17 protein-coding genes and 2 tRNA genes are annotated in these 18,144 nt (G+C 69.0%); 3 read left to right on the forward strand and 16 right to left on the reverse strand.

Annotated elements, in window-relative coordinates; genetic code table 11:
• The first annotated feature begins 154 nt into the window (after positions 1 to 154).
• A complete protein-coding gene (locus tag AB0N27_RS17655; RefSeq protein WP_364370121.1) occupies positions 155 to 1,207 on the forward strand; it encodes a hypothetical protein in 1,053 nt (350 codons plus the stop codon).
• 311 nt (positions 1,208 to 1,518) lie between these two features.
• Here the strand turns inward: AB0N27_RS17655 and AB0N27_RS17660 are convergent, their stop codons facing one another.
• From AB0N27_RS17660 to gyrB, 9 genes are all read right to left on the reverse strand, one after another.
• Positions 1,519 to 2,070 (reverse strand): CbrC family protein, encoded by a 552-nt coding sequence (locus AB0N27_RS17660; RefSeq protein ID WP_364370123.1) that lies wholly within the window; start codon positions 2,068 to 2,070, stop codon positions 1,519 to 1,521.
• A 195-nt stretch (positions 2,071 to 2,265) separates the two neighbouring features.
• Positions 2,266 to 2,733, reverse strand: a complete 468-nt coding sequence (locus tag AB0N27_RS17665; RefSeq protein ID WP_364370126.1) for a nuclear transport factor 2 family protein — start codon at positions 2,731 to 2,733, stop codon at positions 2,266 to 2,268.
• A 226-nt stretch (positions 2,734 to 2,959) separates the two neighbouring features.
• A complete protein-coding gene (locus AB0N27_RS17670; RefSeq protein WP_364370129.1) occupies positions 2,960 to 3,214 on the reverse strand; it encodes an HAD hydrolase-like protein in 255 nt (84 codons plus the stop codon).
• A gap of 97 nt (positions 3,215 to 3,311) precedes the next feature.
• Positions 3,312 to 3,387 (reverse strand) — tRNA-Ala (locus AB0N27_RS17675).
• Between the two features lie 42 nt (positions 3,388 to 3,429).
• Entirely contained in the window at positions 3,430 to 3,558 is a 129-nt protein-coding gene (locus tag AB0N27_RS17680; RefSeq protein ID WP_225854086.1) for a DLW-39 family protein, read from the reverse strand.
• 42 nt (positions 3,559 to 3,600) lie between these two features.
• Positions 3,601 to 3,674 (reverse strand) — tRNA-Ile (locus AB0N27_RS17685).
• 151 nt (positions 3,675 to 3,825) lie between these two features.
• Positions 3,826 to 4,719: a DUF3566 domain-containing protein gene (locus AB0N27_RS17690; protein WP_364370133.1), complete on the reverse strand. Its 894-nt coding sequence runs from the start codon at positions 4,717 to 4,719 to the stop codon at positions 3,826 to 3,828.
• 4 nt (positions 4,720 to 4,723) lie between these two features.
• Positions 4,724 to 7,246 carry a DNA gyrase subunit A gene (gyrA, locus tag AB0N27_RS17695; RefSeq protein WP_364370136.1) on the reverse strand — a complete coding sequence of 841 codons (2,523 nt, stop codon included), beginning with the start codon at positions 7,244 to 7,246 and terminating at the stop codon, positions 4,724 to 4,726.
• A 129-nt stretch (positions 7,247 to 7,375) separates the two neighbouring features.
• Entirely contained in the window at positions 7,376 to 9,322 is a 1,947-nt protein-coding gene (gyrB, locus tag AB0N27_RS17700; RefSeq protein ID WP_364370139.1) for a DNA topoisomerase (ATP-hydrolyzing) subunit B, read from the reverse strand.
• A gap of 524 nt (positions 9,323 to 9,846) precedes the next feature.
• Here gyrB and AB0N27_RS17705 point away from each other — a divergent pair.
• A complete protein-coding gene (locus AB0N27_RS17705) occupies positions 9,847 to 10,401 on the forward strand; it encodes a hypothetical protein (protein WP_364370141.1) in 555 nt (184 codons plus the stop codon).
• On the opposite strand, the gene AB0N27_RS17710 is transcribed toward AB0N27_RS17705, so the two are convergent.
• Entirely contained in the window at positions 10,386 to 10,877 is a 492-nt protein-coding gene (locus AB0N27_RS17710; RefSeq protein WP_364370144.1) for a MarR family transcriptional regulator, read from the reverse strand. The two genes, AB0N27_RS17705 and AB0N27_RS17710, sit on opposite strands and share 16 nt — an antisense overlap.
• 87 nt (positions 10,878 to 10,964) lie before the next feature.
• Here AB0N27_RS17710 and AB0N27_RS17715 point away from each other — a divergent pair, with 87 nt between their 5' ends.
• Entirely contained in the window at positions 10,965 to 11,180 is a 216-nt protein-coding gene (locus tag AB0N27_RS17715; protein ID WP_139587413.1) for a hypothetical protein, read from the forward strand.
• A 9-nt stretch (positions 11,181 to 11,189) separates the two neighbouring features.
• Here AB0N27_RS17715 and AB0N27_RS17720 read toward each other — a convergent pair whose 3' ends face one another.
• The 6 genes from AB0N27_RS17720 to dnaA all read right to left on the reverse strand — a co-directional run bounded on the left by AB0N27_RS17720 (position 11,190) and on the right by dnaA (position 17,608).
• Positions 11,190 to 11,816, reverse strand: a complete 627-nt coding sequence (locus tag AB0N27_RS17720; protein WP_364370148.1) for a DciA family protein — start codon at positions 11,814 to 11,816, stop codon at positions 11,190 to 11,192.
• Positions 11,806 to 12,939 carry a DNA replication/repair protein RecF gene (recF, locus tag AB0N27_RS17725; RefSeq protein ID WP_364370151.1) on the reverse strand — a complete coding sequence of 378 codons (1,134 nt, stop codon included), beginning with the start codon at positions 12,937 to 12,939 and terminating at the stop codon, positions 11,806 to 11,808. The genes AB0N27_RS17720 and recF overlap by 11 nt, the downstream gene beginning before the upstream one ends.
• Before the next feature lie 16 nt (positions 12,940 to 12,955).
• A complete protein-coding gene (gnd, locus tag AB0N27_RS17730) occupies positions 12,956 to 13,828 on the reverse strand; it encodes a phosphogluconate dehydrogenase (NAD(+)-dependent, decarboxylating) (RefSeq protein WP_364370154.1) in 873 nt (290 codons plus the stop codon).
• A gap of 40 nt (positions 13,829 to 13,868) precedes the next feature.
• Positions 13,869 to 15,002 (reverse strand): DNA polymerase III subunit beta, encoded by a 1,134-nt coding sequence (dnaN, locus tag AB0N27_RS17735; RefSeq protein ID WP_139587409.1) that lies wholly within the window; start codon positions 15,000 to 15,002, stop codon positions 13,869 to 13,871.
• Positions 15,003 to 15,214: 212 nt separating this feature from the next.
• On the reverse strand, positions 15,215 to 15,487 hold the full coding sequence (locus tag AB0N27_RS17740) for a hypothetical protein (RefSeq protein ID WP_364370158.1): 273 nt from the start codon (positions 15,485 to 15,487) through the stop codon (positions 15,215 to 15,217).
• Between the two features lie 303 nt (positions 15,488 to 15,790).
• Positions 15,791 to 17,608, reverse strand: a complete 1,818-nt coding sequence (gene dnaA / locus AB0N27_RS17745; RefSeq protein ID WP_364370161.1) for a chromosomal replication initiator protein DnaA — start codon at positions 17,606 to 17,608, stop codon at positions 15,791 to 15,793.
• Positions 17,609 to 18,144: the final 536 nt, after the last annotated feature.

Raw genomic sequence — 18,144 nt, forward strand, 5'->3', positions numbered from 1 at the left:
GTGTTCACCCGCTTCCGTCGGCCGGCTTGGCTGTACGGATGGCTGTACAGCCAACTCCTGCATGGATCCCCGAAGCCCGACGAAACGGGGTCGTGGCAGTTGCCGTCGTCCAGTACCGTCCGAGCGGCAAACTCCTCACAACACGGGGGAACCCTTGACGAATTCCTTCAGTTCCCGCCGCATGCTCGCCTGGACCGCGCCAGTGGCGCTCGCGCTGACCGCACTCGCCCCGGCCCTGCCGGCCCAGGCCGCGGCGAAGCCCACGCCCACCGTCACCGCCGGCCCGGTCGATAAGGACCTCAACGGTGACGGCCTCGCCGACCTGGTCGCCGTCGGCGGCCCCGGCACTGGCCTCGGCTCCGGCGTCTGGTCCGCGCTCGGCGTGAAGTCCCGCAAGACCGGCGTCGGCACAGGCCAGGTGCAGACCCCGGCCACCAACATCGGCCTGCGCGGCAACGGCTTCGGCGGCACCTATTCGGCAGCCGAGTTCGACGGCGGACAGGTCATCACCGGCCGCTTCTTCGGCGGCACCGAGCAGGACTTCCTCGTCTACTACCCGGGCGGGGCCTACGCCGGCGGTGGCGCCGTCATCAAGGGCGCCGGCGACGGCACGATGCTCGACCCGGTCAGCGGCAACCAGGCGAACATCAGCCCGGACTACCTCCTCGACGCCAACGGCAACTCGCCGCTGACGCTGGTCAACGGATACACCGCCGACGGCGTCGACAGCGGCATCCCGGACCTGATCGGCATCTCCGGTGACGCCACCAACGGCTACCGCCTCGGCTACCACCCCAGCTTCGGCGCGGCGGGCCTCTACTTCGGCACCACCACGCTGAACAACTCCACCCCGACCGGCGGGAGCGACTGGCAGAACTGGAGCATCGCCAGCACCGAGACCACCTCCGGCGTCGCGCTCTTCCTGCGCAACGCCACCACCGGTGACCTCTACCTGTGGACCGGGGTCACCATGGTCGACAACGGTGACGGCACCGGCACGCTGACCCACACCCAGTACCAGGTGGCGGCGAACTGGAACACCGGCGTCGCGATCAGCACGCTGCAGGCCGCCGACATCAACGCCGACAGCACGCCGGACCTGTGGACAGTGCTGCCCAACGGAACCTACCGGGCGTACCTGATCTCCGGCCTGTCCAACAGCGGCACCGCGACGGTCACCGCCACCCGCGCCCAACGGCTTGCCTAACCTCCTGGGGCGCGCCGCCACCCGGCGGCGCGCCCCAGCCTGGTAAGCCCATCGAGCCTCTGCGACCGAAAATCGGAAGGTCGGCGGTTCCCCCCGCCCCTGGCCACATAGCCTTTCGCCGGGCTACAGAGATCCCCACCAGCGGATTCGCAGGTGGGGATCTTGCTTTTGGCATCCCTGCTGCCCCGATCGCTGTTGCCCGTCGTTCACCGCTCTTCGCCGGTGATCACCGCCACAAGTTGCACGTTCGCTGCACGCCGACGGCCGGGTGCTTGCCTCGGCGGCCAGGAAGGCCGGCGCAAAGCGGGCGGTCAGGTCGAGTCGGAGTACGCGAGGTGACTGCCGCAGTGCCGGCAGCGAAAGAGATATGCGGTGACCGGGCCGTCCTTGCTCAGCGCTTGCAGATACCAGTCCTTCTCATCGGCCGACCAGCCAACCCCGGCCAACTCCAGCCGCAGGTGTTCCAGCGCGTCCGGAAAGTCAGCCAACTCGTCCGCTCCCACCGAGCCATGGAACTCCGCCGCGTCTCGGCAATGGTGCAACCACTGCTCCTGCTGCCACCCCACAAAGCCGGGCGTTCGGCGGAGAACCACCTCCGTCACGTCTGCAGGCACATCATCCGGAACCCGCCAGCTCGCGTCGGTGAACTGCGCGTCGAACATCGCCGCCGCCTGGCCGTCCGCGATGCACCACGGGCACAACGCCCTGGCCAACTTTTCCACCGCATAGACCGGGCCCACATACGCGAACGGCCGCCGCCGCCTGCAACACACGCACACCACTTCAGCGGCCACGATCGAACCCGTCCCCACCGGATCCGGGTGATAGGGGAACTGCGGAAGGCTTTCCTCGTCAGCCAGCACCCGCCGATCCTAGGGCGTCACGAGCGGCCACCTGAGCCCTGAACAGCTACTCTGCTAGCCGGACGTGTCACCCACGTCCCGAGACTGATCTGTCACGGAGGTCCTGAGACCCGACATCGCCGGCAGTCCGGCTTTCCTTCGTCGACTGATGCGCGACACTCGCGGCAGATCAGTGCGCAGGACGTCGGACGCGCATCAGGGCCGCGCTGCACCTTCATGGGTAGTGCTTTCCTGCGGACGAAGTGCGGTCAGCAGGCTGTCGAGTTGACCCCAAGCCCGCGCGCTAGCGATGTGGTCGATGTAGTCCCGCGACTCGATGACGAGCCCGTCGCGGATGCGCATCACAAAGACGCATGGCACTCTGAACGCCTCGCCTGTCTCGTCGACCCGCCCCTGATAGGCGAACTCGGCGACAATCACCTCCGGGTCGGCAGTTTCATGAATCGTGATATCGACCGGCTTCCGGTTCAGCGTCCGGGCGACCGGAGGCGGCGCGGTGAAGTGCTCGTGCAGTTCACCGCGGCTGCGCAGCGGCGGCGGGTCGAGTGGGTGGAACGGATGCGTGACGTGGGTCTGTTCGGCATACAGGTCGGCCAAGTCCTCGTACGGACCGTCGCAGACGCCGTTCACCAGTCGAAGGAAAGTTTCGCGTGGGCTGCTCATGCCGCGACCCTACTGATCTCAGCCCTGATGTGACTGCCCCGAAGCGCTGTCGTCGACCGGCTCGAGTGCATTGTCATCGGCATGACAGGGCGTCACCTCGGCGGCCATCCTGTCGCCCCTGGCTTGCTGGTTCGGTCGCACATCACCTGGCGGAGTTGCGTCGCACATCAGCTGTCGGATCACACGCCGGCAGTCCGGCCGGCTCCCTGTTCGCGCTGTCCCTGAGTCACCAGCCGCGAGGCGCGTCACGAAGCGCGGTCGCAAGTTCGGTCATCTGACGGATAACCGCGTCTGCCCCAACTTCGGCAAGAGCCTCGATCTTCCCTGCCTTGTTCGCGTAACCGATGCTGCCGACGCCCGCTGCTTGTGCGGCTTGGATGTCGGTCGTGGAGTCGCCTACGAGGACGCACGTGGTTCGCTGGGCCTCATGCCCTTCCAGGGCAAGGTCATCGGTGATGTCCTGCGGGCTGCGGCACACCACCGGTAGATGCCAACCGAGGGAAGATCATTCCTGATCTGTGCCGAATCTGTGCCCGATGATCTCGAACGCAGCTCCGGTGCAGCTCACAGGCTGTGCGTGGTGGAGCCCAGGGGACTCGAACCCCTAACCCCTGCCTTGCAAAGGCAGTGCTCTGCCAGTTGAGCTAGGGCCCCGTGGGGCGGCTGCGCGGTGCCGCCAACCGGTCGCGCTGAACCTCAGCGCAGGTCGGGCGCGGTGGTCGCCTCGTGCCACAGGGCGCGCTCGTCGTTCGAGGCCTTGACCTTGTTGTAGACGACGGCGGCCACGCCGACGACGCCGGCCAGAATCAGCAGCTTCTTGAACATGGGGCGACCCCTCGCGCTCGACTACCGTCGGACGACATGCGGTGGGGCTAGATGGAATCGAACCATCGACCTCAGAGTTATCAGCTCTGCGCTCTAACCGACTGAGCTATAGCCCCGCGTTGCGACGAGCAAGATTAACCCATCCGCTCGGCTGGCCCCAAATCGGGGTCCACGCCTGCGAGCCGGGCTCGTCGCCGCCTGCAAAACCTACCCGAGTACGGGACGCCGGAGCGACCGCTTTCCGCGGTGCCCCGGCGTCCCGGTCACTCAGTCCCGCTCGGCGAGGGTCAGCTCGATCCCGCCGACCAGGTCGGCGCAGACGTTGTAGACGAACGCTCCCAGCGTGGCCAGAGCGGTGAACAGCACCACGTTGACCAGGCCGATGAGGGCCGAGCTGAGGATGACGCCCTTGGCGGTGATCTGGAAGCCGCTGGTGCTCTGCCCACCGCCGGCGTTGACCAGGTCGCTCAGGCTGTCGTTGACGCTCTGGAACACGCCCATCGCGTCAAGCGCCAGATAGAGCACCGACGTGGCTACCACCACGACGATGAACAGGACCACCGATACGGCGAACGCGAACTTCATCACGGACCAGGGGTCGATCCGCTTGAGGTTCAGCCGGGCCCGGCGCGGTCCGCGGGACGCGGCGGAGCTGACCGAGGTACGCGCGGCGCGTACCGCGTCGCCGACCCTGGCCGCCCCGACGGCCGACGGGTTACCGATGCCCGGAGGCAGCCCACCGCCGCTGGCCGGCCGGCCGGCGGCGCCTGCACGACCCGAGTCGGGCTGGGTCATGCCGGGCGTGATCCGCGGCTGCGTGCCTGTGGTCCCTGCGGATGTCGCCTGACCCGGCCGGGTGGTGATCGGCTGTGTCGTTGTCGGTCGGGCCGGCGGCGCAGCCGCTGCCGGGGGCGCGGAGGCGGACGTCGGGGCCTCGGCGGACGTCTCACCCTTGTCGCCCGACCCGCCGTCCTCGCCGGGCTCCGGCGGAGGTGTCATGCCGGGAGCCCGGGTGAATTTCGGGGCAGGCGCGTCGGCGGGGACCGTTGCCCGGCCCACGGCCGCGCGGCCGGTCGCTGGTGTGCCGCCCTTGGCGGCCTCCTCGTCGACCGGGTTGGCCGAGGTCCCCGTGTTCCCCGACTTCGCCTGTGTCTCCGTCATTCAACTAGTCCTGTTCGTCAGGCTCGTCGGCATTGCGAGCAATCGCCACGATAGTCACGCCGTCCGGGAGGTCCATCAGCTTGACCCCCATTGTGTTCCGGTCACGCGTACGGCGTACAGGCTTCACCGGAGTCCGGATGACACCACCGTTGCTGGTGATCGCGAACAGCTCGTCGTCCGGGTCGATCACCACCGCGCCGACCAGACCACCGCGCCGTTCGGTGATCTTCGCAGTCAACACGCCCTTACCTCCCCGGCCCTGCACCGGGTATTCCTCGATCGGGGTACGTTTCGCGTATCCCCCGTTCGTCGCCACCAGAACGTCCAGGCCCTCCCGGACGACCTCCATGGCGAGCAGGACGTCGTCGTCCGTGAACCGCATACCGATCACACCCGAGGTGGCCCGGCCCATCGGCCGCAACGCCTCGTCGGAGGCGTTGAACCGGATCGCCTGCGCCTTCTTGGAGACCAGCAGCAGGTCGTTCTCCGGTGCCACCAGCGCAGCACCGACCAGCTCGTCCTCATCGCGCAGGTTGATCGCGATGATGCCGCCGGAACGGTTGGAGTCGAACTCCTCGAGCCGCGTCTTCTTCACCAGGCCGTTCTTCGTGGCCAGTACCAGATAGGGGGCTACCTGGTAGTTCGGGATTTCGATGATCTGCGCGATCTGCTCGTCGGGTAGGAAGGCGAGCAGATTGGCCACGTGTTGGCCCTTGGCTACCCTACTGGCCTCCGGCAGCTCGTACGCCTTGGCCCGGTACACACGACCCTTGTTGGTGAAGAACAGGATCCAGTCGTGGGTCGAGCATACGAAGAAGTGGCTCACGATGTCGTCCTGCCGCAGCGTGGCGCCACTGACGCCCTTGCCGCCGCGCCGCTGCGACCGGTACAGATCGACCTTGGTCCGCTTGGCGTACCCGGTCCGGGTGATCGTGACGACCACGTCCTCGCGGGCGATGAGGTCCTCCATCGAGACCTCGCCGTCGAACGGGATGATCTGCGTACGCCGCTCGTCGCCCCACTTGGCGACGATCTCGCCCAGCTCCTCGGAGACGATCCGGCGCTGCCGCTCCGGCTTGGCGAGGATGTCCTTGAGGTCGGCGATCTCGATTTCCAGCTTGGCCAGGTCGTCGACGATCCGCTGCCGCTCCAGGGCGGCCAGGCGGCGCAGCTGCATGTCCAGGATCGCGGTCGCCTGGATCTCGTCGATCTCCAGCAGCCGGATCAGGCCCTGCCGGGCGTCGTCCACTGTCGGCGACCGCCGGATCAGGGCGATCACCTCGTCCAGCGCGTCCAGCGCCTTGGCGAGACCGCGCAGGATGTGCGCCCGCTCCTCGGCCTTGCGCAGCCGGAACGCCGTCCGCCGGCGGATCACGTCGATCTGGTGCTCGACGTAGTAGCGGATGAACTGGGCTAGGTTGAGCGTGCGCGGCACACCGTCGACCAGCGCCAGCATGTTGGCGCCGAAGGTCTCCTGGAGCTGCGTGTGCTTGTAGAGGTTGTTCAGCACCACCTTGGCGACCGCGTCGCGCTTGAGCACAAGCACGATCCGCATGCCGGTACGCCCGGAGGACTCGTCACGGATGTCGGCGATCCCGGCGAGCTTGCCCTCCTTGATCAGCTCGGCGATCCGCTCGGCGAGGTTGTCCGGGTTGACCTGGTAGGGCAGTTCGCTGACGACCAGGCAGGGCCGGCCCCGCTTGTCCTCCTCGACCTCCACCACTGCGCGCATCCGGATCGAGCCACGACCCGTGCGGTACGCGTCCTGGATCGCGGTAGTGCCGACGATCAGGCCGTGGGTCGGGAAGTCCGGGCCCTTGACGATGCCGAGCAGGGCTTCGAGGGTGGTCGCCTCGTCCTCCTCCGGGTGCTCCAGGCACCACTGCACGGCCGCGCCGATCTCCCGCAGGTTGTGCGGCGGGATCTTGGTGGCCATGCCGACCGCGATGCCCTCGGAGCCGTTGACCAGCAGGTTGGGAATCCGCGACGGCAGGATCGTGGGCTCCTTGGCCCGGCCGTCGTAGTTGTCCTGCATATCGACGGTGTCCTCGTCGATATCCCGCATCATCTCCATGGCCAGCGGGTCGAGCTTGCACTCGGTGTAGCGCATGGCGGCAGCCGGGTCGTTACCCGGCGAGCCGAAGTTGCCGTTGCCGTCGACCAGCGGGTAGCGCAGCGACCAGGGCTGCGCCATCCGGACCAGCGCGTCGTAGATCGGCGAGTCGCCGTGCGGGTGGAACTGACCCATCACGTCGCCGACGACCCGCGAGCACTTCACGTAGCCGCGGTCCGGCCGGTAGCCGGAGTCGAACATGGCGTAGAGGATCTTGCGGTGGACCGGCTTGAGCCCGTCCCGGACGTCCGGCAGCGCGCGACCGACGATGACGCTCATCGCGTAGTCGAGGTAGGAGCGCTGCATCTCCACCTCGAGCCCGACCGGTTCGATCCGGTCGTGCGCGACCACCGCGGCGATGGCCTCGGCGGGTACCTCGGGCTCGTTCGGTGTGGACTCGGGGGAATCGGTCACTGTATACCCTTATCAGACTCAGAGTCGTTTTCGTGCTGTGGATAACGGCTGTGGATAGCCGCCAAGCTGTGGATAACTCTGTGGACCGGCGGGCCAGCCGGGGAACCCGGGCTGACCCGCTGACGTCCGTCAGATGTCCAGGAACCGCACGTCCTTGGCGTTGCGCTGGATGAACGACCGGCGGGCTTCGACGTCCTCACCCATCAGGACGCTGAACAACTCGTCTGCGGTTGCAGCGTCGTCGAGCGTGACCTGACGCAGGGTACGGGTGGCCGGGTTCATCGTGGTTTCCCACAGCTCGGGATAGTTCATCTCACCGAGACCCTTGAACCGCTGGATGTCGTCCGGCTTGGCGTTCGGCTTCTTCTGCTGGCGCAGCGCCACCAGCCCGTCGCGTTCCCGGTCCGAGTACGCGTACTGGGCGTCGTCGCCCTTCTTGTTCCACTTGATCTTGTAGAGCGGCGGGGCGGCCAGGTAGACGTGCCCCAGCTCGACCAGCGGACGCATGAAGCGGAACAGCAGGGTGAGCAGCAGCGTCTGGATGTGCTGGCCGTCGACGTCGGCGTCGGCCATCAACACGATCTTGTGGTACCGCAGCTTCTCGATGTCGAAGTCGTCGTGGATGCCGGTGCCGAGCGCGGTGATCAGCGCCTGCACCTCGTTGTTCTTGAGAACCCGGTCGATCCGGGCCTTCTCCACGTTGAGGATCTTGCCGCGGATGGGCAGGATCGCCTGGACGCGCGGGTCGCGACCCTGCTTCGCCGAGCCGCCGGCCGAGTCACCCTCGACGATGAAGACCTCGGACTCGCGCGGGTCGGTCGACTGGCAGTCGGCCAGCTTGCCGGGCATCGAGCCGGACTCCAGCAGCGACTTGCGCCGGGCCAGCTTGCGCGCCTGCTGTGCGGCGATCCGGGCACGGGCCGCCTGGGACGCCTTCGTGATGATCATCTTGGCTTCGGCCGGGTTACGGTCGAACCAGTCGACCAGCCACTCGTTGCAGACCCGCTGCACGAAGCTCTTCACCGGGGTGTTGCCGAGCTTGGTCTTGGTCTGGCCCTCGAACTGCGGGTTGGCCAGCTTGACCGAGATGATCGCCGCGAGCCCTTCCCGGATGTCCTCGCCGGAGAGCTTCTCGTCGCCCTTGAGCAGCTTCTTGTCGGTGCCGTACCGGTTGACCACGCTTGTCAGCGCGGACCGGAAGCCCTCCTCGTGCGTGCCGCCCTCGTGGGTGTTGATCGTGTTGGCGAAGGTGTAGACCGACTCGCCGTACGACTCGTTCCACTGCATGGCGATCTCGACCGACATGCCCTCCTCCTCGGCCCCGAACTCGACCACCGTCTTGTGGATCGGGTTCTTCGAGGCGTTCAGGTGTCGGACGAAGTCGGCGATGCCACCCTCGTAGTAGAAGGTGACCTCGCGCTGCCGGCCGTCCTCCTCCTCGGCCACCCGCTCGTCGAGCAGGTGGATGCGCAGCGCGCGGTTGAGGAAGGCCATCTCCTGGAGACGGCGGTAGATGGTCTGAAAGTCGAAGTCGACGGTCTCGAAGACGTCGGGGTCGGGCCAGAAGGACACCGCCGAGCCGCTGCGGTCGGTGGTCTCACCCTTCTCCAGCGGGCTGGGCTTGGAGTTGGCGTACTGCTGCCGCCACACGAAGCCCGACTTGTGGATCTCCACGGCCATCCGGGTGGAGAGCGCGTTGACGACGGAGACGCCGACACCGTGCAGACCGCCGGAGACCGCGTACGCCTTGCCGTCGAACTTGCCGCCCGCGTGCAGCACCGTCAACGCGACCTCGACACCCGGCTTCTTGAGCTTCGGGTGCAGGTCGACGGGGAAACCACGGCCGTTGTCGGTGACCCGGACGCCGCCGTCGGCGAGCAGCACCACGTCGATGGTGTCGCAGTATCCGGCCAGCGCCTCGTCCACCGCGTTGTCGACGACCTCCCAGACGAGGTGGTGCAGACCACGCTCGCCGGTGGACCCGATGTACATACCGGGCCGCTTGCGGACCGCCTCCAGCCCTTCCAGAACGGTGATCGACTCCGCGCCGTACTCCTGCTTGTCCTGCGCTGCCACCCTCGGCCACTTTCTCGCGTCGTCCGCGCCGGATAGGGCGCGTCGGGCGCGGGTTCGGCGGACAGGACGCGACGTCGGCGCGCGGACCGGTGCCGGAGACCTCCGGACAGCGGGTCGAACGCGCCGGTCGCCGCGGTTGCCCGCGGATCGCGATCGGCTCGACCCGACGTGGAGAATTGATCCTGGGGCCACCGGCCCCGTCGCACGCTCCGCACCGGGTCTTCGTCTCACCGTCAATCCTACTGTGCGCGAAGGACAGAACCACCACTCGGCACCCTCAAAGAGGCGGCTGAGATGTCCATAGCCGGCAGAACCCCGCTGCCCACGACTCCCCCCACACGCCACGCTCCGATCGCACGCGCCGCCCCCGGACGGGTTGACCCGCGCCCGGGCGGGTCGGGGGTCGCGGCCGACCCGCCCGTGCCGTACGTTTGCGGCGCCCCGGAACCGCCCTTGATCTTTACCGGTCGGAACCGGGACGATCGACCCGATCGACCCGACACGTGCTCTCTAAGAGGTGACAGATGGGGCTGGACAACGTCGCGGTGCACTGGCCGCGGACCGGCCGCTTCTACGATCCGGTCGCGCCGGCCGAGTTCGTCGACTTCGGCGAGATCGTCGACGTACCCCGAATCTCCGCGCCGACGGCGGCGCTGGCCGAGCTGATCGCGAAGACCGGCACCGTCCGGGCGACCGCCTACACCGAGCTGGTTGATCTCCTGCTCGGGCTCGAAGGTGTGTTGTACGCCACAGATGCCGCAGCCGAGGACGAGGACCCGGTCATCGACCCGGACGGCTGCGCGTGGATCGCCGGCGGGATCGAGCGTTTCGTGGCCAGCCACCGCGAGTACGGCGACGCCGTCACCTTCGAGTCGGTGAGCGTCGTACTGCGGGCGTTGCTCGGTGACGGCCGGTTGGCCGAACAGCAGTTGCGGTGGCTGGAGAGCCGACTGGACGCCCTGCGCGACGAGAGCGGCGATCCGCCGCAGTGGAACTTCACCTGTGCCGAGTTGGGCGTTCTGGCCGCCTTCTACCGGCGCTGCGCCGAGCGCGGCTTCGCGGTCTACGCGGACGCCTGACCGGCCCGCGGGGTGGGGTGGTCGTCGCCGGGGCGGTTGGCCGCGGCGATCACCTGGGTGAGAACGGCGTGCAGCTGTTGCAGGTCCTCGATCGGCAGCCCGAGCCGTTGGACGATGGCGGCCGGGATGCGTTCCGCCTGGGCACGCAGTGCCGCCCCGCTGGGGGTGAGGGTGACCGCGAGGCTGCGTTCGTCCGCGGCGTCGCGCTCACGCCGCAGGTAGCCGGCCACTTCGAGGCGCTTGAGCAGCGGTGACAGGGTGCCCGGGTCGAGTTGCAGGAGGCGGCTGAGGTCGCGGCCGGACAGCGGCGCGTGCTGCCACAGCGCCAGCATGACCAGGTACTGCGGATGGGTCAGCCCCATCGGCTCCAACAGCGGCCGGTAGACGGCCACGACGCTGCGCGCGGCCACCGACAGGGCGAAGCAGACCTGCTGTTCCAGTGCCAGCGGGTCGGCGCCGACCGGTGGTTCGCTCATCTGTTGCCCTCCTGAAGCACGATGACTATCGTACCGATCATTTGGTACACCAACAGTTGGTGCACCAACCAAAGGGTGGAGGCCCAGATGAGCGAGGACGGCGCGGCCAAGAGTTCCCCGGGCGAGGGCGGCCGGTTCCTGCGGTGGGCGTACCGGTACCTCGCCGGGCCTGCCGAAGGCGTGCAGGGCGCGATCCAGGGCGGCTCGGCCGAGGCACGCGAGGCCTGGAAACGCGACCTGGCCGAGCGCAAGCGCTACACCAGGGAACAGCGCGAACGCCGGCGCGCCGCCCGGCAGAACTGACCCGCCCGCTCAGCCGTAGGTGTCGCGCGGCCCACGGCCCCGCACCCGACGCGGCCCCTTCTGCCACGACGGCGCGGCCGGGCCGTGGATGTGCAGCTTGCGCACCACGTTGTGGCCGACCTCGCTGGCGATCTGCTTGAGCAGCGAACCGGCCAGCAGCCGCAGCTGCGTCGCCCACGCGGTCGAGCGGGCCTCCACGGTCAGCTCGCCGTTCTCCAGCTTCACCGGCCGGCTGTGCTGGGCCACCTCCGCGCCCACCACCCGCTCCCACGCCCCGAACACCGTGGCCTCGGCCGCGGGCTGCTGCCAGCCGCGCGCCTTCACCAGCCGGTTCAGCACCGCGCCGAGCGGCTGCGGGTCGCGCGGGTCGGGGCCCGGGCCGGAATAGCCGCGCAGCCGCCGTCCCGAGCCGCCGGCGCCGTCGCCACCGGAGCCACCGCCGGGGGTACGCCGTGCGCGCGCCGCCGCCTGCCGGCGGGACAACGCCGCGTCGAGCACCGCCCTGGCCAGCTCCGGACCTGCCACGGCATCCGGCTGCGCACCGCCGTCGGCACCCGCCGTCCCCGGCGTACCCGCCCCGGTGGTGTCGCCGGGCCGCCCGGCGTCGCCCCGGTTGGCGCGTGGTTCACTCGACACGGCTGACCGTCCCCTCGCCGACCTGGTAGCGGGTGCCGCGCAGGGCCGCCGGCACGTCGTCGTCGACCGCACACGTCACAAGCAGTTGACTCGCCCCGCCGACCAGCTCCGCCAGCCGCTCCCGACGGCCTGTGTCCAGTTCGGCGAAGACGTCGTCGAGCACCAGCACCGGCTCGATCCCGTCGGCGCGCAGCAGGTCGTAACCGGCCAGCCGCAGCGCTAACGCGAACGACCAGGACTCGCCGTGGCTGGCGTACCCCTTGGCGGGCAGCGGACCGAGGGTGAGCGCCAACTCGTCGCGGTGCGGACCGACAAGGGTGGTGCCCCGCTCGATCTCGGCCGAACGGGACGCGGTCAGGGCCGCCGTCAGCGCCTCGGCCAACGTGGCCCGGTCGGTGGTCGGCTCGGCCAGCTCGATCGAGGGACGGTAGGCGATGCTTGCCGCGCCCCGCCCGGCGGCCACCGCGTCGTACGCCTTGGAGACGTGCGGGGTGAGCGCGGCGACCAACTCCAACCGGCCGGCGAGCAACTCGGCGCCATGCTGGGCCAGGTGGGTGTCCCAGACGGCGAGGGTGCCGAGGTCACCGCCGCGCGACCCGCCCGTCTTGCGGGCCAGGTACGCAGTACGCAGCAGGGCGTTGCGCTGCTTGACCACCCGCTCGTAGTCGGCCCGCACGCCCGCGTACCGGGGCTGACGGTTGACCAGCAGGTCGTCGAGGTAGCGGCGACGCTCGGCCGGGTCCCCCCGGACCAGCTCCAGGTCCTCCGGGGCGAAGAGCACCAGCCGCAGCGCGCCGAGTACGTCCCTGGCCCGTCGCGCCGGGGAACGGCCCAGCCGGGCGCGGTTGGCCCGGCCCGGCACGATCTCCAGCTCGACCAGCAGCTCCCGGCCGTCGTGCACCACCGCGCAGCGGATCACCGCCGAGGCGGCGCCCATCCGGACCAGTGGCGCGTCCGTGGCGACCCGGTGCGAGTCCAGGGTCGCCACGTAACCCAGCGCCTCGACGAGGTTCGTCTTGCCGACACCGTTGGCGCCGATCAGGACGTTCGCCCCCGGCTGGAGGTCGACGGCGACCCGCTCGTACGAGCGGAAGTCGACAAGTTCCAGCCGGTGGACGTACACAGGGTGTGGATACCGCTCAGCGCTTGTGGACGGCGTGGCCACCGAACTGCTGACGCAGCGCGGCGACGGCCTTCATGGCGGGTGAGTCGTCCTGCCGGGAGGCGAACCGCGCGAACAGCGAGGCGGTGATGACGTTCAGCGGTACGGCCAACCGGACCGCCTCGTCGACCGTCCACCGGCCCTCGCCGGTGTCCTCGGTGTAGCCGCTCAGCTCGGCCAGCTCCGGGTCCTCGTCGAGAGCCCGGTCCAGCAGGTCGAGCAGCCAGGAACGCACGACCGTGCCCTCGCGCCAGGACTTGAAGACGCCCGGCACGTTCGTCACCAGCTCGGAGGCGGTGAGCAGCTCGTAGCCCTCGGCGTAGGCGTGCATCAGGCCGTACTCGATGCCGTTGTGCACCATCTTCGAGTAGTGCCCGGCACCGACCGGCCCGGCGTGCACGAAACCGAACTCGCCCTCCGGCTTGAGTGCGTCGAAGATCGGCATGAGCCTGTCGACGTGCTCCTGGGCGCCGCCGACCATCAGGCCGTAGCCGTTCTGCCGGCCCCAGACACCGCCGGAGACACCGACGTCGACGTAGCCGATGCCGCGCTCGTTGAGCCGCTCGGCGCGGGGTGCGTCGTCGCTGAACCGCGAGTTGCCGCCGTCGATGATGATGTCGCCCTCGCCGAGCTCCGCGGCGAGTTCGTCGATGGTGGCGTCGGTGACGCCGGCCGGCACCATGACCCACACCGCACGCGGGGAGTCGAGCTTGTCCGCCAGTTCCGCGAGGCTCGCCGCGTCGCTCAGCTGCGCGTTGTGGTCGAAACCGACCACCTCGTGACCGGCCGCCCGCAACCGCTCGCGCATGTTGCCGCCCATCCGGCCGAGTCCTACCAGGCCGAGCTGCATGTGTGTCTACCTCCGTGGATCTGGGTGTTGCTGGACGCGATCAGCGGGACACGCGGATCGGCATGATGAGGTACCGGTACCCCGGAATGACCTCGCCATCCTCGCCGGCAGGTGAGATCACCGCGGGCTTGAAAGCGTCGACGAACGAGAGCATGGCGGTCTGCGAGCCGAGGTTGGCCAGGCCGTCGATGAGGTACTGCGGGTTGAAGCCGATGGTCAGCGGATCCCCGGTGAAGGTCGCCTCCATCGCCTCGCTGGCCCGCGCCTCCTCGGAGCCACCTGCCTCGACGACCAGACCGTCGGCGCTGAAGCTCAGCAGCACCGGGGTGGCCCGCTCGGCGACAAGCGCGACCCGCTTGACCACCTCGATCAGGGTGCTGACCGGCACCCGGGCCTCGGCGTTGTGGGTGGCCGGGAAGAGTGAGCGCACCGGCGGGTAGTTGGCGCCGTCCAGCAGCCGGCTGGTGGTACGCCGGGTGCCGCCGGCCAGGCCGACCATGCCCTCGCCCGCGGCGCCCTGCGCGAGCGCGAGGGTGACCTCGCCGCCCAGCGGGCCGAGCGCCTTGGCGGTGTCGTTCAGGGTGCGGGCCGGCACCAGGGCGTTGATGCTCACCTCGGGGTCGTCCGGCCGCCACTGGATCTCGCGCAGCGCCAGCCGGTAGCGGTCGGTCGCGAGCATCGACAGCGTGTCGCCGGACAGCTCGACGCGGACCCCGGTCATCATCGGCAGCGTCTCGTCGCGGCCGGCGGCGACTGCCACCTGGGCCACGGCCGTGGCGAACGCGGCGGCGTCGACAGTGCCGGCGCTCTGCGGCATCTCGGGCAGTGCCGGGTAGTCCTCCACAGGCATGGTGGGCAGGGTGAACCGGGCGCTGCCGCAGACCAGCTCCAGGTGCGCGCCGACCGCGGCGATGTCCACCGGCTTGGCCGGCAGCGCCTTGGTGATCTCGGCGAGCAGGCGACCGGAGACCAGCGCGGCGCCGTCGGCGTCACCCTGCACCTCGACGGTGACCTGGCTGGAAACCTCGTAGTCGAACCCGGAGACCCGCAGGTTGCCATCGGTGACGCGCAGCATCACCCCGGCGAGCACCGGTACGGATGGCCGGTTCGGCAGGCTCTTCGCGGTCCACGCCACGGCCTCGGCGAGCGCGTCTCGCTCCACTCGGAACTTCATCAATGCCTCCGCGTCGACGTCAGCGACAACTCTCTCATGCCGACCGCTGCCTACCGTCCCGCCCGACCGTGCGGGTACCCATCGCACCTTAGGGCGCGGGGGCATCGGCTGTGCGCCCGACCCCGTGGATCGTGTCGATGCTGACGTCTGCTTCCAGCAGCGTTCGGCACGATCCACAGAAAGCCCAACGGTGATGATTGGTTTTTGTTCTCTTAGAAGAGATAACCCATCGTCTTCATCGCACCTGTGCAAACTGTGGAGAACCCGCGTTCGCGCAGCTCAGACAGGTTATCTACAGGTGATTTAGCTGTGGAGAACCGGGGGTACAACCGGCTTGTGTGTCCACAGCCCGGGGTGGACGGCCGGTTGTCCACCGTTGTCCACCGGTTGTCCACCGGTAATCCACCGACTTTCTCCCCAAGCCTGTGGATCGCCGAGAAGATCACCATGACCGTCATCCCCAGAACCTTCAACAGCTCGTACACAGGGCCATGATCATCGGTGGACAACGCGACGGTTGTCCCCAGACGTCCACAGCGTCGTGCACAGGGTTTCTCCACAGCCTGTGGGTAACCGGCAACGAGCGGACCGTAGTTATCCACCGACGGTGGACAACGAGCTGTGGACAACGAGTAGCAATCGAAGCGGACACGGCTCCGATGCTGTGGTCTGCACCATGTCGAGGGTCAAGCGGACGACCACCGGAACGGCGAAAAAGAACGCCCGGCCGGAGATCCGGCCGGGCGTGTCCCGGGACGATGGCGCCGCGGTCGCGGCGGGCGTACCCCTCAGGTGTTCTGTTTGATCCGGTTGGTCAGCTCGGCGATCTGGTTGTACAGCGAGCGCCGCTCCGCCATCTGCTGCCGGATCTTGCGGTCCGCGTGCATGACGGTGGTGTGGTCCCGGCCGCCGAACGCCTGCCCGATCCGTGGCAGGGACAGCTCGGTCAGCTCCCGACACAGATACATGGCCACCTGGCGGGCGTTGACAAGCACACGGGAACGGGACTGGCCCCGCAGGTCCTCCAGGCTCACCCCGAAGTAATCAGCCGTGGAGACCATGATCTGGTCCGCCGTGATCTCCGGGCCGGCGCCGTCCGGGATGAAGTCCCGTAGGACCTCCTCGGCCAGCGACAGCTCGACAGTCGACCGGGTCAGACTGGCGAACGCGGTCACCCGGATCAGCGCGCCCTCCAGCTCCCGGATCGAGTTCGACACCCGCGACGCGATGAACTCCAGCACGTCCGGCGGGGCGTAGAGCCTTTCCTGCGCCGCTTTCTTCTGCAGGATCGCGATCCGCGTCTCCAGGTCCGGCGGCTGGATGTCGGCGAGCAGACCCCACTCGAAGCGCGTCCGCAGCCGGTCCTCCAGCGTCGCCAGTTGCTTCGGCGACCGGTCGGAGGTGATCACGATCTGCTTGTTGGCGTTGTGCAGCGTGTTGAAGGTGTGGAAGAACTCCTCCTGCGTACGCTCGCGGTTCTCCAGGAACTGGATGTCGTCGATCAGGAGGATGTCGACGTCCCGGTAGCGCCGCTGGAACGCGCTCGTCTTGTCGTCCCGGAGCGAGTTGATGAAGTCGTTGGTGAACTCCTCGGTCGAGACGTACCGCACCGACCGGGCGTTGCCGAGCGTCGTGGCGTAGTGCCCGATCGCGTGCAGCAGGTGCGTCTTGCCCAGCCCCGAGCTGCCGTAGATGAACAGCGGGTTGTACGCCTTCGCCGGTGACTCCGCCACCGCGACGCTCGCCGCGTGCGCGAACCGGTTGGACGAGCCGATGACGAACGTCTCGAACATGTACTTCGGGTTCAGGCGGTTGCCGCCGGTGTCGGCACCCGGCAGCCGGCGGTCGTCCCGCCCACCCGCCCGATGGTCGACGCCGCTGCGCCCCGGGCCGCTGTCCGTACCGCTGTCCCGGGGCAGCGCGCGGATCACGTGCTGATCCCGTGGCGACGCCGCCTCCTCGCGGTAGCGGGGCTCGTACGGCCGGGTGTCCGGGCCGGGCGGGTCCAGTCGGGCGGCCTGCTCGTCGTAGCCGCGCCGCTCCGGCCCGGCCCGTGGCGACCGCATCGGCTCCACGAACGACGCGCTGAACAGCGCCTCCTGACCGTCCCGGCTGGCCGGGATCAGCCCCGACCGGTGTCCCTCGGTCGTCGGCGCGGGAGGCGGACCGGCGGGCGCCGGCGGCGGGCCCGAGTCCGGGGCGTACGCGGCGCGCTGCTGGTCGGGGATGACCGCGTCCACCGGTCGACCCGAATGCTCGTCGAGCGGGTCGGCGGGCGGGCCGTCGACGTCACCCGGTTCGGGGGTGCTGCGGTAGACGGTGCCGGCCGGCCGGCCGGAGGCGTCCTCGGCCACCCGCACGGTGACCGCCACCTGGATCGGTCGGCCGAGCCGCCGGGTGAGCGCCTCGGTGATGGCCGGACGCAGTCGCGACTCGATCACGTCCCGCGTGAACGCGTCCGGGACGGAGAGCAGCGCGGTGTCCTCGACGATCGCCCGTAGCCGGGTCAGCCGGAGGTACGCACGCTGCTGGGCTGAGATGATCTCGTCGGCGAGCTCGTCGGTCGCCGCCAACCACACCGCGGCAAGGTCGGTCGTACCGGCCACCGTCGTGCCACCCCCTCGCCTCTGCTCCCGGCCGCCGCTGTCTGCGGCCGGCCATCCCGGGCCCGCCGCGTTCGCGGGTGGAACATCACCCACCCGGACGGTCGACCGGTGGTCGTCCACAGGTTATCCACAACCTGTGCGCAGACCGATGGCGGCCGTCCGTCGGACGCCTGTGGGACCTGCCCCCTGCCTGAATGGGCGCTGAAGCGGGTTCACCGTGCCGAACGATTCACTACCTTGTCCGGTCTTGCCTGCGACCGAAGCTTGAAGACGCTCACCGCAATCGGGCACGGTAACAGCGTTGTCCCTGCGCCATCAACCGGCGGCGCGGAGGCGGCCTTGTCGGCATCAGCGAAAACCGCCCCTTCGGCCCCGGGCGAGTCCCGTCGTCCCGCCCGCGCTGAGGTGTTTGACGGTCATTGCCGCCCTGCGTAGGCTGGAGCGGCTGCTCTCTCGCCCTCTGCTAGGGTGATGGGTGCTTGCTGTCCGCGGTCGCATCCCCGCATCGCCGAGGTCCCGCTCCGCCGGGCAGCACC

Origin of the sequence: Micromonospora sp. NPDC093244 (genome assembly GCF_040683695.1) — a bacterium.
GTDB lineage: Bacteria > Actinomycetota > Actinomycetes > Mycobacteriales > Micromonosporaceae > Micromonospora.